The sequence below is a fragment of the Mycobacterium sp. genome, assembly GCF_035314665.1.
GTDB lineage: Bacteria > Actinomycetota > Actinomycetes > Mycobacteriales > Mycobacteriaceae > Mycobacterium.
Window position 1 is genome coordinate 1 of sequence record NZ_DATFZD010000198.1, and the last position, 13,779, is coordinate 13,779.

The 13,779-nt window shown below is 61.6% G+C and carries 16 protein-coding genes and 3 pseudogenes; 11 read left to right on the forward strand and 8 right to left on the reverse strand.

Features of this window, described 5'->3' with window-relative positions:
* Positions 1–261 precede the first annotated feature (261 nt).
* The 3 genes from VKI00_RS15145 (at position 262) to VKI00_RS15155 (ending at position 2,413) form a co-directional block, all read left to right on the forward strand.
* Complete coding sequence (locus VKI00_RS15145; RefSeq protein ID WP_324438696.1) at positions 262–552, forward strand: hypothetical protein; 291 nt, start codon at positions 262–264, stop codon at positions 550–552.
* Positions 553–639: 87 nt separating this feature from the next.
* On the forward strand, positions 640–1,686 hold the full coding sequence (locus VKI00_RS15150) for an NAD(P)-dependent alcohol dehydrogenase (RefSeq protein ID WP_324438698.1): 1,047 nt from the start codon (positions 640–642) through the stop codon (positions 1,684–1,686).
* A gap of 319 nt (positions 1,687–2,005) precedes the next feature.
* The gene (locus tag VKI00_RS15155; RefSeq protein ID WP_324438700.1) at positions 2,006–2,413 is read left to right on the forward strand and encodes a hypothetical protein; all 408 of its coding nucleotides are present in this window, start codon (positions 2,006–2,008) and stop codon (positions 2,411–2,413) included.
* A gap of 233 nt (positions 2,414–2,646) precedes the next feature.
* On the opposite strand, the gene VKI00_RS15160 is transcribed toward VKI00_RS15155, so the two are convergent.
* On the reverse strand, positions 2,647–2,889 hold the full coding sequence (locus VKI00_RS15160) for a hypothetical protein (protein WP_324438702.1): 243 nt from the start codon (positions 2,887–2,889) through the stop codon (positions 2,647–2,649).
* Positions 2,890–3,361: 472 nt separating this feature from the next.
* On the opposite strand from VKI00_RS15160, the gene VKI00_RS15165 reads away from it, so the two are divergent.
* From VKI00_RS15165 to VKI00_RS15175, 3 genes are all read left to right on the forward strand, one after another.
* The gene (locus VKI00_RS15165) at positions 3,362–3,568 is read left to right on the forward strand and encodes a BON domain-containing protein (RefSeq protein ID WP_324438704.1); all 207 of its coding nucleotides are present in this window, start codon (positions 3,362–3,364) and stop codon (positions 3,566–3,568) included.
* Between the two features lie 341 nt (positions 3,569–3,909).
* Positions 3,910–5,046: a site-2 protease family protein gene (locus tag VKI00_RS15170; protein WP_324438706.1), complete on the forward strand. Its 1,137-nt coding sequence runs from the start codon at positions 3,910–3,912 to the stop codon at positions 5,044–5,046.
* An 89-nt stretch (positions 5,047–5,135) separates the two neighbouring features.
* Entirely contained in the window at positions 5,136–5,669 is a 534-nt protein-coding gene (locus tag VKI00_RS15175) for an HdeD family acid-resistance protein (RefSeq protein ID WP_324438708.1), read from the forward strand.
* Positions 5,670–5,694: 25 nt separating this feature from the next.
* Here the strand turns inward: VKI00_RS15175 and VKI00_RS15180 are convergent, their stop codons facing one another.
* The 4 genes from VKI00_RS15180 to VKI00_RS15195 all read right to left on the reverse strand — a co-directional run bounded on the left by VKI00_RS15180 (position 5,695) and on the right by VKI00_RS15195 (position 8,415).
* Positions 5,695–5,919, reverse strand: coding sequence for a DUF2905 domain-containing protein (locus tag VKI00_RS15180; RefSeq protein WP_324438710.1), 225 nt, complete (start codon positions 5,917–5,919; stop codon positions 5,695–5,697).
* A complete protein-coding gene (locus VKI00_RS15185; RefSeq protein WP_324438712.1) occupies positions 5,904–6,602 on the reverse strand; it encodes a rhomboid family intramembrane serine protease in 699 nt (232 codons plus the stop codon). Before VKI00_RS15185 ends, VKI00_RS15180 begins: the two co-directional genes overlap by 16 nt.
* Before the next feature lie 142 nt (positions 6,603–6,744).
* Positions 6,745–7,632, reverse strand: a complete 888-nt coding sequence (locus VKI00_RS15190; protein WP_324438714.1) for a universal stress protein — start codon at positions 7,630–7,632, stop codon at positions 6,745–6,747.
* Positions 7,633–7,740: 108 nt separating this feature from the next.
* Complete coding sequence (locus tag VKI00_RS15195) at positions 7,741–8,415, reverse strand: universal stress protein (protein WP_414687202.1); 675 nt, start codon at positions 8,413–8,415, stop codon at positions 7,741–7,743.
* 323 nt (positions 8,416–8,738) lie between these two features.
* On the opposite strand from VKI00_RS15195, the pseudogene VKI00_RS33945 reads away from it, so the two are divergent.
* From VKI00_RS33945 to VKI00_RS15205, 3 genes and pseudogenes are all read left to right on the forward strand, one after another.
* Positions 8,739–9,128, forward strand: a pseudogene (locus tag VKI00_RS33945) (DUF7144 family membrane protein); the annotation flags it as partial.
* A 54-nt stretch (positions 9,129–9,182) separates the two neighbouring features.
* Positions 9,183–9,617, forward strand: a complete 435-nt coding sequence (locus tag VKI00_RS15200; RefSeq protein ID WP_324438723.1) for an Hsp20/alpha crystallin family protein — start codon at positions 9,183–9,185, stop codon at positions 9,615–9,617.
* A gap of 237 nt (positions 9,618–9,854) precedes the next feature.
* Positions 9,855–10,304, forward strand: a complete 450-nt coding sequence (locus VKI00_RS15205; protein ID WP_324438716.1) for a DUF308 domain-containing protein — start codon at positions 9,855–9,857, stop codon at positions 10,302–10,304.
* Positions 10,305–10,388: 84 nt separating this feature from the next.
* Here the strand turns inward: VKI00_RS15205 and VKI00_RS15210 are convergent, their stop codons facing one another.
* Complete coding sequence (locus VKI00_RS15210) at positions 10,389–11,078, reverse strand: AI-2E family transporter (RefSeq protein WP_324438718.1); 690 nt, start codon at positions 11,076–11,078, stop codon at positions 10,389–10,391.
* Between the two features lie 90 nt (positions 11,079–11,168).
* On the opposite strand from VKI00_RS15210, the gene VKI00_RS15215 reads away from it, so the two are divergent.
* Positions 11,169–11,579, forward strand: coding sequence for a hypothetical protein (locus VKI00_RS15215; protein ID WP_414687203.1), 411 nt, complete (start codon positions 11,169–11,171; stop codon positions 11,577–11,579).
* 241 nt (positions 11,580–11,820) lie between these two features.
* On the opposite strand, the pseudogene VKI00_RS15220 reads toward VKI00_RS15215, so the two are convergent.
* Both VKI00_RS15220 and VKI00_RS15225 read right to left on the reverse strand, forming a co-directional pair.
* Positions 11,821–11,956: pseudogene (locus VKI00_RS15220) on the reverse strand (acetyl-CoA C-acetyltransferase); the annotation flags it as partial.
* Between the two features lie 319 nt (positions 11,957–12,275).
* Complete coding sequence (locus VKI00_RS15225; protein ID WP_324438720.1) at positions 12,276–12,701, reverse strand: hypothetical protein; 426 nt, start codon at positions 12,699–12,701, stop codon at positions 12,276–12,278.
* A gap of 420 nt (positions 12,702–13,121) precedes the next feature.
* Here VKI00_RS15225 and VKI00_RS15230 point away from each other — a divergent pair.
* Positions 13,122–13,640, forward strand: a pseudogene (locus VKI00_RS15230) (IS110 family transposase); the annotation flags it as partial.
* Between the last annotated feature and the right edge of the window lie 139 nt (positions 13,641–13,779).

Sequence of the window (13,779 nt, forward strand, 5' to 3'; positions counted from 1 at the left end):
CCGGGGCTGGTCCGACACACGCCAATTGATCGGTAGCCGCCATGCCGCTCCCGATCAGATTTCCGCCACTCGTGCAAAAGTCGCGTTCTCGGTAAGTTTCTTGCTGGTCACAGCCACGGCATAGGGCACTAAGTCATCGAATCACCGCCAAACGACAATCGACCTTGCTCAAACAGGCCGGTTCAGCAAAGTGAATCGCTAGACTGACAAGCCGTGCCGTCGGCTGGTGTGAACAGAAGACGGACGGAGGGGGCTGACGAGATGAGCGATGACGCGGCCTATTACCGGGCTGATGTGCAAGGACTTAATCCCGGAGACGCAGCTACTCGTGTACTAGACCCGAACGATAGCAAGGAGTACACGTACGCGACGACCCGGCTTGACGTAGCGCAGGCGATCGCCGCAAGACATGCTGATTTCTCCGTTTACCGTGTCGAGCTTTACGAGCCCGTCGAAGCAGCCCCGGAAGCTGTCGAAGAAAACCTTGGTGAAGGGTTCGTCAGGTCTCCGTGGGGCGTGGTCTTGGATGTCCTGGATGAGAAAGAAACATAAGTACTTCAACCAGTCGCACGACTCCTTGAATGCAACTCCGAAAGTTCTTGAATGCCACGATTAAAGCGGTGATCAGGAAGGTGACCCATGAAGGCTCTGCGATTGACTGATTGGAAGACTGATCCAGAGCTGGTGGAGGTGCCAAAGCCGACACCGGGGCCGGGTGAGGTCGTCGTCAAGGTCGGAGGCGCGGGGGCGTGTCACTCCGATCTGCACCTGATGCGCGACTTCGAGCCGGGCATGATGCCGTGGAAGATGCCGTTCACGCTGGGACACGAAAACGCCGGGTGGGTCGATTCAGTCGGGGAAGGCGTCACCAGCGTCTCGGAAGGCGACGTCGTCGCGGTCTACGGCGCTTGGGGATGCGGCAAATGCGGCCGGTGCCAGCAGGGCTTCGAGAACTACTGCGAGAATCAGGCTGCGGCACCAGTCGTGAACGGCGGAGGTGGACTTGGTCTTGACGGCGGGATGGCTGAGTACCTGCTCGTGCCCGCGGAGCGGCTGCTCGTGCGGCTGCCCGATGGCCTCGACCCGGCGACGGCGGCACCGCTCACCGACGCTGGCCTCACGCCGTACCACGCGATCCGCCGGTCGTGGCAGAAGATGACGCCGACGTCGACCGTGGTAGTGGTCGGCGTTGGTGGACTCGGGCACGTAGCGGTCCAACTCGTGAAGACGACAACTGCGGCCGAGGTGATCGCCGTCGACAATCGGCAGGAGGCACTGGATCTGGCAACAAAGGTGGGTGCCGACCATGTCGTCATATCGGACGATGAGGCGGCCGGCGCCGTCAAGGACCTCACCCACGGCCACGGAGCGGATGTCCTTTTGGATTTCGTCGGAGCTACGACAACGATGGAACTCGCCCGCACGGCAGCCCGCACGCTCGGTGACGCCACGATCGTCGGCATTGCCGGGGGAACCGTGCCGTTGACGTTCTTTTCGCAGCCCTACGAGGTCAGCATCCAGACGACATACTGGGGATCGCGTTTCGAGCTGGCCGAAGTCATCGGCTTGGCGGCCCGAGGATTGGTGCACGCCGAGTCGACCACCTACTCGCTCGACGACGCACCGCAGGCCTACCGCGACCTCCGCGAGGGGAAGGTGAACGGCCGCGCCGTCGTGGTGCCCTGACAACATGCGAGGTGCCCCGCCGCGCCAGCGGATTCGCCGCCCACTACCGCAAGCTCCACCCAAGGCGGTCAGCTGCCTGGAAAACGACTTCGCCTCGCTCACCGTGCAATTGCGCTTCCCAGGCGAGGACCGGAGGCACCGGTTACCCGACTGTTGGCAGTTCGCGCTGACCCAAGGCGAAGGAATCGAGCCGTCTCGACGACGAGCGGCGCGAGCGGAATTCGATTATGGGATCTTCGGCCCTACGGACAGCGACGCGCGGCACTTATCCTGCGGGAGGAGATGCTGTGTTGCCCTCATTCCTGGACAAGGAGGTCAAATGGCGAACAATACTGCCTGGTACGTTGCTGTTTACGATAGCGTGGAATCTGCAAAGGCTGACCTCGACGCCCTCGAACAGCTTCACGAGGACGACTTGGTTGGAAAATTTGACGCGGCCGTCGTCGACGACGAAAATGGCAAACCCCATATCGTCAAGCGGATGGACCGACCCCGGATCTGCGTCATCCCAGAAGAACTCGGCTTCGGGCAACTCTCACGCAAAGAGCTTAAAGAAGCGGCCTCCGAGCTGAGTGGCAACCAAGCGGCGCTGATCATGGTCGGAGAGCCAACATTTGACAAAGCGTTCGACAAAGCCGTCACCCGTGCCGCCAAGACCGTGAAGCAGAATGTCGACATGACAACCGATCAGCTAGCTCAGGAGCTGAAGAACGCCGTGGGAAGTTGAAGTTGCCTCGTGGCTTACCCTGACAGCCGCCGGACGCCGGGCCCTATCAGGTGTTGTGTGTAGACCAATTGCGCCCCTTAGTGTTTGGAAGTCTAGTATTGCCTCAATGCTGCGCTGATTACACCTAGTCGAGTGGCGGTTGCACCTGGCTTGGCGGGCTGCTGAAAAAGGTGGTGCGCGTGGACGGGGCCTGAAGCTTGTTTCGAAGGTGCCGCAGCGGTTTTGCGCGAATTTCAACGCCGCGGCCGGCGGCGCTGAATGCTCGCACTCCAGCCGTCGCGGATTCCGTTGACGGTCCCCCGGACGCCGCCGATGAGACCCATGACCCAGGCCTCTCCCGGCCTTCCGGCAACGGACTGACTGCCTTTACGCCAACCATCGCGGATTCCGTTGGCGGTTCCGCGAATACCGCCGATCGCGCCGTTAACTGCGGCTCCAACCGCCCCGCGGGCCACCGCTGCGGTGGTATCGGACACCCGGGATGCCCCCTTACTAGTGCCGGATCTGCTGGACCGAGGTGGCCGTGTCATTGCCCGCTCAGCAGCGAGAATCGGCGGCCGTCGTGCGAAGCTTCGATGATCGGTTGGACTGCCCGCACGGCGTGTCGAGCCGAGTGGACTTCTGTGCACAGCGTCATTTTCCGACTCAATCCCATCTTGCAAAAGTAGACGAGACTAACCAACGTTGTCTCGGTCTTCGTGGGACCGACCATCTGGTCTTGTAGTTCTGACCGGCGCAGCCGCACTGTATGGCCCGGCATCTGCACGGAAGCGTCGAACAGGTAGCGAATCTAGCCGTGTTGAGGGACTTTTGGCCCTTCGCCGGATGACCTCCCGACACTGTTGACGCGCAACTGCAGCAGAAGTCGCTTGCCATTGCAGTAGCCGATGGCTTTCGTGCAAAAGAATATCCATCCATCGAAGGGATCATCCCACGAGCAAAGACGACGTGCTGCTGAATGACGACGTGGTCGAGGAGTTGAAAGACGACCCGGCTGTGGACCCTTCCCGTATCGCCATCGCGGTGGATGACGGCGTGGTGACAATGAGCGGATCTGTGCCGACCTATTGGCAAAAGGAAGATGAAGCTGCGCGGCGCGCATCCTGGTCGGTTCCGGGCGTCACCAAGGTCGAGGATCACCTCGTCGTCGGGTAGTTCGCCCTACAACAGCGTTGCCGACGAGATCTGGAGCACCAGTGAAGCGCTCCCGGTCTGATGCAGCGTTCATTACGTGTTCGAGTGGTGTGCTTTTCCGGCGTGGAGTCGCGCGTACTTCGAACAGTTGGTTCGCCTTCATGGCGGTACCCTGCTCTTTGGTTGGATCGCCCGTGATATGCCACGCGGCAGCGCTTGTGCGGGGGGAGCGCCACCTCAACTTCCACGAAGATCGGGACAACTCTTCGGTCCTTTCGCGGAAGTTAAAGGTCTAATGTCCCTAGAACTTCCGCTGCCATCGGCCTTATGTTGCGCTATCGGCGTGAGCCAAGGAGGTCGAAATGCATGAGGACATCCGGATAGGGACAGTAGCCGGATTTCCGGTGCGCATCCATTGGAGCACACTGGTGATCTTGTGGTTGTTCACTTGGAGCCTGGCGACCTCACTGCCCCATATCAGCCCGGGCTATTCGACCTCGACCTATTGGTTGGCCGGCCTGGTTGGTGCCCTGGTTCTGCTGGCATCGCTGCTGGCTCACGAACTCACCCATGCGGTCGTTGCCCGTCGTGAGGGAGTCCGGGTGGACAGTGTGACGCTGTGGCTGTTCGGGGGTGTGGCACGACTGCGCGGAGAGGCCAAGACAGCGAAATCCGAGTTCAAGATCGCCGCGTCGGGTCCCACGGTGAGTCTGGCGCTGGCGGCGGTGTTCGCGGCGACTGCCGTGGTCCTGCACCACTTTGGTGTCAAGTCCATCGTGGTGGCTGTCGCCTGGTGGCTGGCCAGTATCAACCTGATCTTGGCTTTGTTCAATCTGCTGCCCGCTGCTCCGCTGGACGGCGGCCGCGTCCTGCGCGCCATTCTGTGGCGCCGACACGGCGATCCGGTGCGGGCGGCGGTTACCGCGGCGCGATGCGGACGGGTTCTCGGATACGTGCTTATCGGTTTGGGCCTACTGGATTTCCTCATCGGCTCCATGATCGGCGGCGCGTGGATGGCCTTTATCGGCTGGTTTTTGTTAACCGCGGCCCATCAAGAGGAGGCGCAGGTTTTGGCCAGACAGTCGCTGGCCGGTGTGACTGTCGAGCAAGCGATGACACCCGACCCGCAGACGGTCCCGGGTCGGATAACGGCAGAGGAGTTCATCCAGCGTTACCTGTTGGGCGATCGCCACTCGGCATATCCGGTTGAGGGCGCTGGCGGCGCTATAACCGGGCTGATCACGCTGACACAACTGCGCAGATTGGCGCCGAACCAGCGCGCCACCGCGCTGGTGCATGACGTTGCCATACCACTAAACGAGGTGCCCACAGCGGCACCGCATGAGCCGCTGACTGCGCTGGTGGAGCGGCTGACACCAGATCGCAGCCGTGCGCTTGTCATGGAGAATGGTCAGGTGGTAGGCATCGTCACCGCAAGCGATATCACCCAACTGATCGATGTCCGCGCCCTTGCCCAACCCTCAGTTTCTCGTCGGTGAACGGCCGACGACTCAAGGCAGAGTTGTAGTCCGGGATGACAACACAGGCTCCTCCCACAACATCGCTAGACCTGTGGAAACCGACGCTGGTGTCCGGCGCGCTGGCCGTCATCATCGGCGGTGTGGTGCTGCTGTGGCCCGACATCTCGATTCAGGTCGTGGCGATCTTGTTGGGCGTGTACCTGGTGGCCTCGGCCGCGGTGCAGGTCTTCATCGGTTTCAGCATGGGGGAGGGGACGCGCGGCCAGGCTCTACTGTTCGTCAGCGGCGCGACGTCGCTTGTCCTCGGGATATTGGCGTTCGGCCATCTCTCACACGCGGTGCAACTGCTGGCCATACCGATGGGAGTCAGCTTCCTTTTCCGCGGCATGGCCACAATGGTTTACGGAATCAGCGAGTCCGACGCAATTGACGGTGGCTGGACCACTTTCTTCGGCACCATCACAGCTGCTGCCGGTGTCATGCTGATGGCATTGCCATTTAGCTCTATAGTCACGCTGGCCACCGTTGTGGGAATCTGTCTCGTGGTCCTGGGCGTGCTCGAGATCATCTCGTCGTATGAGATCCGCCTGTCCGAAAAAGAATTCATCCGGATCAAGGCTGGAACGACTGACCGTTCCTGAGCCAGCCGTCGGCACGTCAGGGTCATCACCGCCGGAAAAGGTACTCCGCGATGGACAGCAGTAGGCTGGCCGCGACCGAGACCAAAAGCATCGAGACCACCGGGATGTAGACGCGCACGTTGTCGCGTTCGATCCGGATATCACCGGGAAGGCGGCCGAACCACGAGAATCCACCGGCCCACACCAGGATGCCCAACGCCGCGATGACGATGCCCGCCATCACGATCAATGGACCTAAGTTTCGTCCCATTGCGGCCTCCGCGCCGTGACCTGCCCGGTGCTCACCAATAGTCCTGTGACGAGCGCCCCGAACACGAACCCTCCGACGTGCGCGAAGAACGCGACGCCACTGCCACCGTTCTTCGCTGCGACCAGTGCGGAGTTTCCCTCGAAGAACTGGTATAGAAACCACCCACCGAGGTACAGCCATGCCGGGATTCTGATCGGGAACCACCCCACGAGCGTGAGGATGCTCGAGTTGGGATGGAGCACGAAGTAGGCGCCGAGCACGGCGGCGATCGCGCCGCTGGCGCCGAGGGTCGGTATCTGCCCGTCGGATGCGCTGCCGAAGAGGAGGGTCATCGCGGTCTGCAAAAACATTGCCGCGAATCCGCCGGCGAAGTAGAAGACCAGGTAACCGAGCTTTCCGAACGCGTCCTCGACGTTCTTGCCGAAGATCGCCAGAAACCACATGTTGCCCAGGATGTGATCCCAGCCGGCATGCAGGAACATCGCCGTGATCCAGCTGACACCCCACGGGTAACCCATGTGGCAGGCGTTGTCGACATTGCATGGATAAAACGAGGCCTGGTTGATCGCCGCCTCGGGGTCCGGCAACTCGTAGAACACGAAGACCGCGAAGTTGGCGGCGATCAGCGCGACATTGACCCACGGGAACCGGCGGGCCTGAATGCCATCGGAGTAAGGGATCATGCAAGCCGCTTTCGTTTCGAATGGCGCGCCGACGCATCCGACGTCGCTCCAGCATAAACGGGGGTGCAAGAGTCGAAAGACACTTGATCGACCACGCTTGTCATCACGACTTGGGGCAGTGGCGTGCCGGCGGAGCGCAGCCCTAGCGGGCCACGATCACCGGAATGTCGGCTGCCTCTATCACGGCCGTGGTGACCGACCCGAGCAGCATGCTGCCGCCGCGGCCGTGGCTGCCAACGACGAGCAGCTGTGCCGAGCAGGACTTTTCGAGAAGGTGACGCGCCGGGTCGTTGTGCACGACAATGCGCTGAACCGTGACGTCGGGATAGCAGTCCTGCCAGCCGGCCAGTCCATCTGCGAGGACTTGGTGCGCCCTGGATTGCACCGCGGGCCATTCCACGGTGGGCATCGTCGACGTATCGCCGTCGCTCCAGGCGTGCAGCGCCACCAGTTCCACGCGTCGCAAGGAGGCCTCCCCGAAAGCGATTTCAGTGCCCAACTGCGACCCGCCTGAGCCGTCGATCCCGACCAGCACCGGCAGATGCGGCGATGGCAATGATCCCGAATCCTCATCGTGGATCACCGCGACGGGGCAGTGGGCCAGGTGCACTAAACCGGTGGCGACCGAATCGCTGAGGCTCCCGCCCGAAGCAGCGTGCGGGCGACGGCCGACCACCACCATCTGAGCCTTTTTTGACAGGTCAACAAGCGTCGGCACACGCGCCGAATAGAGCAGCTTGCTATTGATAGCAGGGAGGTCGCCATTGTCAGCGCTGTCCTCGATGATCTTGATCGCCTTCGAAAGTATTTGCTGCGCTTCATCCGCATGGTGTTCACGCAGTTCGTCCGGTGTCGGAGCAGTGGTCCAAACCCGTGCAGGGGGGCCGGACGCAGGCATCAGCCCGACACGGACCAGCGTGAGCGGTATCTTGCGCAGTGCTGCTTCATGTGCAGCCCAGCGCACCGTGTTGGCACCGGGCGACTCGTCCACGCCGACGACAATTCCCAGATCGGTTTTAGCACTTGTCATTTCATCGCCCTTCCGGATTGATACCGGTTAGCGCTGTGTGGATGACGCTAGCCGCCCCGCCTAGCGCCGCCATGGGGTATAAGTCCCCGACGAACTGGTCATACGACACTAATCAGGAGGTTGGTCGTCAGGTACCACGATCACCGGAACGCGCGCGGACTGGGCCACTGCCGAACTCACCGACCCTAGCCGCATCCCGGGGTATCCACCGCGGCCGCGCCGGCCCAGCACCACCAGTTGCGCCTCGGTTGACTCCTCCACGAGCCAACGGGCAGGCACGTCACACACCAGTTGTCGCTGCACCTGCACGTCAGGGTATCGTTCGTGCCAGCCGCCCAACCGTTCGGCGAGCGCCTCATCGCCTTGGTCACGATTGACGTGCCAATCCATGCCCAAAATCGGAAAGACTCCGACATCGCTCCACGCGTGGAGCGCCAGCAGTGGCGCCTGCCGGCGGAAGGCCTCGTCGAAGGCCAACGCGGTCGCGGCTTCCGAAGCCGGCGTTCCGTCAATACCGAGTAGCACCGGTAACGCATCGCGACCATTTGGGTCGCCAGATTCAGCGTCGTGAACAATTGCAATCGGGCACCACGCGTCCCGCAGCAACGCCGCACTGACCGAGCCGAGCCTATACGCGCTGAAGGCATCAACCCCGCGGCTTCCGGTCACGATCATGTGCGCATCCTTTGACGCCGCGATAAACGTGGAAACCACGCCGGCGTAAGCGATCTCGGCGTGCGTGCCGGGCTGTTGCCGGTCAGTCAGCTCCCTGCTGTTCTTCATCCCTTTGCACGATTAGATCCCTTTTGCCAGGAGCGGAATAATGCCATTCCCAGTAATGTCCCAGCATCGCGCTGCTCGCCTGGCCACGGTAGGGCCGAAGGTCCTACACCACGAACCGGCCTCGTGTCATGTCGCCACTTTCAGTTCGTGAGTCGAGACGACGCTTGATGCGGCGGGACGTAACAGGTTGTGCATTCCGAGGACTTCGGTCCCTACCCCGAGAACCTGAGGCGCGCAACGATGGCGGTAGCGCGGCCAAAGGGAATGACTTGTGACGGCGTGAGAGAAGTAGATACGCCAACGCGCGAATCCAGGAGGCACGCATGGCCGACAAATCGACAAAGCAAGAGAGTTCAACTCGCCAGGTAATAGCGGGCAGCGCGACGGTTGCGGCTGCTATCGTCCTGATGATTTCGGCGATTATGATCGTTCTTCAGGGCATTTCGGCGCTGGTCGGTGACAAGTCCCTCATCGCCGTTCCGGATAGTTATGTGTACCGGTTGAACCCCACCGCCTGGGGATGGATCCACATCATCTTGGGGGTCCTGGTCGGGGCCGTTGCCATCGGGCTGTTCCGGGGTGAGCTATGGGCACGGGTGTCTGCGATTGTCATCGCCTCCATAGCGATCGTGAGCATGTTCATGTGGCTGCCATACTCGCCGATCTGGTCCATCGTGGTCATCGCACTCGACATCTTCGTGATCTGGGCCATTGCGAACTGGGACAGCCCTTGGGCTCGCAGCACCGACAACGAGCTAGAGAGTGTGATTGGCGGCAGTCTCGGCCAGTTTCCGTCACGGCCGCTGCGGTCGCCATTGTCTGACTGGTTCCCCGGGTTCCCGTCCTGGTCGACGCTTCCTGCGGTGTTCGGCGGTCAGCCGATTCGGCTGGAGGACGAAATGAAAGACGGTCGCTATGAAATCAGAGCCGAATTGCCGGGCATCGATCCCGGCAAAGATGTGGACATCACCGCTCGTGACGGGGTGTTGACTATCAAGGCCGAGCGCAGGGTGGAAACGGGATCCGATGGGCGCTCGGAGTTCTCCTACGGCTCTTTCCTGCGCTCGGTCCAGTTGCCACCGGGGGCGCGGGAAGACGACATTACCGCCAGCTACGACAAGGGCATCCTGACTGTGTCAGTTGGTGTATCCGACACCGACGGACGCGCCCAAAACCGGATTCAAGTCGCGCAGGCGACGTGACCGGCGCAACCCCCTTTTCCTGACATCGGTGGCGGTTATGCGCCAGCATGACGGCCGCGGCATTTGTCTGCGCGCAGAAACAACGTCGCCCGGGGATGGCGGATACACAATGGATGGCGGATACACAATGAGAGCAAGTCAATTGACGCGGCCGTTCCACAGCATTAGTAGGCAGGGCAATCGAGTGCCGTTTTTGATGACTTTGGGCCCTGTTGTGACCGCCGCCGTGGCGAAAGCATGGGACGCGTCCAGGCTATATACGCGTTCAGCCTGCATGTATCTGCCTCCTACCGAGTGCTGATGTTCATCACCGGCGCGTTGTTGCTCGTCTTGGGAATATTGTCCCTGCGACACTTCGGTGATAGTTACGCTGTGTTGCTGCTGGCCATCTGGATCGGCGTTGGATTTTTCTTCGAAGGGATAGCCGAGTTGGCGACGGCGATCAGCTTTCGCGACCTACCGGGACGCGGCTGGTACATCTTCTTCGGGGTGGTAAGCGTGGCCGCCGGTGCCGTTGTGGCCTGGCCGTTCGACTCCATTGTGGTGCTCGCCTACGTAACCGGTGCGCGGCTCGTCGTTATCGGGATCTTCGAGATAGTGGCGGCGTTGGCAGCCCGGAGCGATCTGAAAACGGTGGAGCGGCGAGTCTCCCGGGCGTTCGAGCCAGCACCTAACAAGGTTGCCTGACCTGTCACACCGTTTAATTACGGGGCACGGATAAGCACGGACACCGACGCCTCCCAACGTCACCGCGGTCGCCGTCTAATCGGGTCACGCCTCGTCGAGCGTGGGGAAAAGCACCTCCTCCGCGAGCAGCTGTATGGCCGCTGCCAGCGGGATGGCGATCACCGCTCCGACCACACCCAGCCACGCCGCGCCGAGGAGGACGGCGACAACGGTCACACCTGCCGGTACCTTTACCGCGCGAGCCATGACCCTGGGTGTCAACAGGTAATCCTCGGCCAACCGGAACGCTACGTAAAACACGACAGTGCCAATGGAAACCGGGATAGAAACCGCCAGCGCGACCGCACCGACGATAAACCCGCCGACGGAGGAACCGTACGGGAAGAGGTCCAAGATCATGACCACGATGCCGAGCAAGACAGCGTAGGGGATATCGAGAAGAAAGCACCAGACAAAGGTCGCCAACCCCGCGATGAACGATGTCAGCAAATTGCCGAAAACGTAGTCGCCGAGCTTGGCCACCACCTCGTCTCCGATCAGGATCGCACGCGGCCTTCGGGAGTTCGGCACCAATCGGTAAAAGCCCGTGCGGATGCGGCGCATATCGGCCATGAAGTAGACGGTCAGAACGAACGCTATGGCGACCTGGGATATGGCGCCGAACACCGCACTTCCAGCCTTGAGGAGTTCCTCCACGCTAAAACGGTTCGATCCGCTGATCATGTCGGTGATTCGTTGTTGCAGGTGAAAGCGTTCGTTCAGTCCGTAGATCACGCGAGATGCCCCGATGCACAGGCTAACTCACCAGCGTCCTACTGTCCGGCCACCAACACCGTCGTCGTCGACCTACCTGCCCTGCAGAAGATGGGTGCGCCTGCCAACGACACCAACTACTTCCTTCTGCATGGCAACGTCCTCCTGAAAGGCCCCGACACCGCCTTATCGGTGATCGTGTCGAGATACATGCTGAACCTCGAGCGCGAGCGCGGTCTACCCCTCGACACGCCGATGGCGGCCGTGCTAACCGCGTGCCTGACCGGAGCCGCGCACCGCAAGATGGCTGAGCCGGTCAAGTTGGCCTCGGGCAACAGCCTTGTCATGACTGCCGGCGACATCGACGAAGCGGTCGCCGGGCTGCTCACCAACGGTCTAGTCGCCAGCGACGTTAACGGCGCCACGGTGCCGGCCGGCTTCACCCGGATGACCGCGTTCGCCTTCGATTTTCTTGGCACCGACGAGCTGTGCTACCAGCGGCTGCGCGGGGGCAGCGCGTGAATCCGTGAACTCTCGGTAGCGTGCATGAAGGGTGCGACCGCACCATCCAACCACGCTCGCTGCGTTACCAGATGGGAAAGTAGTGCATTGGCACTCAACGGTCGCAGGCGCGCTAGAGCGGCAGTGGGTTGGGAGAGTTGATAATTCGGCTACGCCGCTGATCCGTTGACGCGTTGCGGGCCTGCGGCCGGTTGATCGTGATGACGATGACGGCGGGGGTTTGTGCCGCGGTTTCTAGTGACAGCTGCTCCACGATGGTTGCGTTGGCCTGACCGCCGCCTTCACAGATCGTCTGCAGCCCGTAGCGGATTCCCTTGTCTTGGATGTGATTGATAGAGCAGCGTGGTCATCAGCCGTGCCGCCGAGCCGCCCAGCGGGGGCCGAACCGGCGCCATTGTCAGGACCTCTTTGATCAGCCGAGCATCTTCTCGACACTGTCGAGGTGGTTCTGCTGAGTGTGCGGAACCTCGGCGACCATCCGGTGGACCTACGTGCGGACCACGGGATCGGAGTCGATTAACTCCTGAAACTCGGCGATCGCAGGATTCAGCATGACCTACTTGCCCGTGGCCTGCACCCGGTGCTGGTGACCGGAAAGCCAAGACTCCAACTCGCCCTGGTCTTCCGGCAACCAGCCGGCCCGGCGCCGTACATCAATAACCATCCGACGTAACGGTCACATTCGCGTGATGACGTTCAAGCCATCGCTTCCGCGGCGGTGCGTGCCGAAAGTGCATCGAGCACTGCATATTCCGCTTCGTAGACGGCGGCCTCCGCAAAGTCAATCGCATCGAGGGCGTAGCCCTCGGCCATCTCGGCGTAGACCTCCATCTCTTTGGCCTCATGTTTGGCCTTCTGGTTCTTGAAGTCTCTGCGCGTCTTGGCGACGTGCGCATGCCACTTGTCCGTCACATCCTGCCAATGCTTGGACGCCTTGTCGTGGGAGGCTTCAGCCCGGTCTTTGAGGTGATCAGCGGCGTGTGATGCCTTGTCTCGTGCCCGGTCCGCATCCTCTTCGATCTTTTGGCGGGCCCCCTGCCCTGCGGCGCGTATCTTTTCGTCCGCTTCTTTGGCGGCCTTGGAGATCTTTCCGAACTGCCCGGCCAGGTCCTTGTCTGCCATCAGGGTATCCTCCATCGTAGATAACTTGTCCGTGCTGTTATCGTCTCGCCGGGCTGCGCGCCGGCGTAGGGTCTTAAGTCCTCGCAATGTGCTCCGTCAAAACGAACTTCCACGCGGTTCCAATTACCTAGATAGCAGATGCTCACTGGTGCACCCTCATTGATCGGTGCACCCTTTTGAGGTCGGTGATCTTGGATGGGTCGCCGATGCACCCGAGGTGCCGTCCGGTCACCGCCTTTGATGCTGGACGCGTGTGGATGTCCGATAGGAGTGTTGCGGGGCTGGGCGGTTACCCGGGGTGTGGTGACCGTCGACAGGGCTTTGCGCCTCCGAGCGCCGTTCAGTGAGCAAACCGGCAGTCACGCCCCGGCACCGAGATGCGGGTGCCTCCCCACTGAGGTAAGCAGCGAGGAGGCTGTGATGCAGTATGGCTCAACTGTCCTGGCGGCGGAACCGGTCAATGGTGTGACGTGTGGAATCGATTGGGCGCGTGATGATCATGCGGCAGCGATCGTCGACGCCGGTGGCCGTGAGGTTCATCGCAGCACCATTGAACACAGCTCGGCGGGATTGCGGACGTTGGTGGAATTGTTGACCCACGCCGGGGTGGCCGAGGTGGCCATCGAACGTCCCGACGGTCCGGTGGTCGATGCACTGTTGGGCGCGGGAATCACGGTGGTGGTGATCAGCCCCCACCAGCTGAAGAATCTGCGCAGCCGTTACGGCTCGGCGGGCAATAAGGACGATCGGTTCGATGCGTTCGTGCTGGCTGACACGTTGCGCACTGACCGCGCCCGATTGCGTCCGCTGGTGCCTGATGGCCAATCCACCGTGGCGCTGCGGGGATTGTGCCGAGCTCGTAAAGATCTCGTCGCGCATCGGGTACGAGTGGCCAACCAGCTGCGTGAACACCTCAACCGGGTGTTTCCCGGCGCGGTGAACCGCCCCGGCGAGTCCGGAGACTCCACTTCTTGGGAGGGTTGGAGTCATGTCAGGTGGTTCGTCGAGGAGGTATCCGCCGGAGCTCCGTGAGCGGGCGGTGCGGATGGTCGCCGAGATCAGTGATCAGCACGATTCG

Excerpts from the sequence above, each read along its gene's own strand:
- VKI00_RS15145 (WP_324438696.1), top strand. The coding sequence starts at position 262 with ATGAGCGATGACGCGGCCTATTACCGGGCTGATGTGCAAGGACTTAAT.
- VKI00_RS15150 (WP_324438698.1), top strand. The coding sequence starts at position 640 with ATGAAGGCTCTGCGATTGACTGATTGGAAGACTGATCCAGAGCTGGTG.
- VKI00_RS15155 (WP_324438700.1), top strand. The coding sequence starts at position 2,006 with ATGGCGAACAATACTGCCTGGTACGTTGCTGTTTACGATAGCGTGGAA.
- VKI00_RS15170 (WP_324438706.1), top strand. The coding sequence starts at position 3,910 with ATGCATGAGGACATCCGGATAGGGACAGTAGCCGGATTTCCGGTGCGC.
- VKI00_RS15180 (WP_324438710.1), bottom strand. The coding sequence starts at position 5,919 with ATGGGACGAAACTTAGGTCCATTGATCGTGATGGCGGGCATCGTCATC.
- VKI00_RS15185 (WP_324438712.1), bottom strand. The coding sequence starts at position 6,602 with ATGATCCCTTACTCCGATGGCATTCAGGCCCGCCGGTTCCCGTGGGTC.
- VKI00_RS15190 (WP_324438714.1), bottom strand. The coding sequence starts at position 7,632 with ATGACAAGTGCTAAAACCGATCTGGGAATTGTCGTCGGCGTGGACGAG.
- VKI00_RS15195 (WP_414687202.1), bottom strand. The coding sequence starts at position 8,415 with ATGAAGAACAGCAGGGAGCTGACTGACCGGCAACAGCCCGGCACGCAC.
- VKI00_RS15205 (WP_324438716.1), top strand. The coding sequence starts at position 9,855 with ATGGGACGCGTCCAGGCTATATACGCGTTCAGCCTGCATGTATCTGCC.
- VKI00_RS15215 (WP_414687203.1), top strand. The coding sequence starts at position 11,169 with ATGGGTGCGCCTGCCAACGACACCAACTACTTCCTTCTGCATGGCAAC.
- VKI00_RS15225 (WP_324438720.1), bottom strand. The coding sequence starts at position 12,701 with ATGGCAGACAAGGACCTGGCCGGGCAGTTCGGAAAGATCTCCAAGGCC.